1 protein-coding gene is annotated in these 1068 nt (G+C 54.5%); it reads left to right on the top strand.

Translation table 11 applies throughout. The features are described from left to right. Positions 1–197 precede the first annotated feature (197 nt). The coding region (locus CW742_RS14830; protein WP_292421721.1) for an MFS transporter at positions 198–1068 on the top strand (871 nt) is incomplete at its 3' end.

The raw sequence follows: 1068 nt of genomic DNA, 5'->3' as shown, positions 1-1068 counted from the left end.
GCTCACCTATCTCGTTGACCTGTTCCATACAGCGATCACTGGCGACGGGGTCTATCCCCCAATGGTTGATTCCGCGGTCCTGTTGATCGTAATCCTGATCTTCACGCTGGGAGCAAAAACCATCCAGCAGCACAACCTGCACAGCGGACGGTAGGCAGAAAAACGGATGAGAAAGCCGTGCATACATGGGTAAGAAGGTGAGATGGATCTCCTCATTCTCTCATGACCGCAGGATGATGTATTATCTCTCCCTGCTGGGCTTTTTTGCGATCTTCTCGACTACTGTTGCAAAAAACCCGGTCCTTCCACTCTTCTCCCAGGCTGCCGGGGCAGACGATGCAATGATCGGGTTGATTTCGGCATTCTCTCCCCTTGCCGGCATACTGTTCTCCTTTCCGGTTGGGGTCCTGTCCGATCACTTCGGCAGGAGGAGACTTCTTGTCGCCTCTGGGGCAGTGTTTCTCACCGCACCGCTTCTTTATCTTCTAGTCTGGGATCCCGTCTGGTTAATTCCGGTTCGTTTCTTCCACGGTACTGCAACCGCAATTCTCGGACCGGTGGTCTCTGCTGTCATCGCCGAACGGTTTTCCGCAACCAAGGGTGAGATGCTGGGCATGTATTCGTCATCAACACTGGTTGGGCGGACCATCGCCCCCCTTGCCGGAGGAATAGTCCTTGCAGCTTGTGCCGGGTATCCGGGTCTAATTCCGTACCACATGGTCTACCTCCTCTCGGCATTGGCTGCCATCCCGGTTTTTACCCTGGTCCTTCTCTACCGTGAAGAGCAGAGCCGGCCCTTGGGAATCCTCCCGGCAGGGGTATTCAGGGAAAGTTTGACCCGGTTTTTCAGGAACACGAAGCTCCGGGCAGCGGCTTCTGCGGATATGGCAATGTACTTTGCATTCGGTGCACTGGAAACGTTCCTTCCGATTCTCCTGGTCAGTCACGGTATCAGTACCGTCATGATAGGGATTATCTTCTCCGCCCAGATCCTGGCAATGGCAGGATCGAAGCCTTTTTTCGGCAGGTTGGCCGACCGTTTCGACAAGCGTATCCAGATCATGGTTG

It is taken from the genome of Methanoregula sp. (assembly GCF_002835825.1).
Classification (GTDB): domain Archaea; phylum Halobacteriota; class Methanomicrobia; order Methanomicrobiales; family Methanospirillaceae; genus Methanoregula.
Note: the sequence above shows the minus strand (reverse complement) of the source record. Positions and strands in the feature narration are given on the sequence as shown.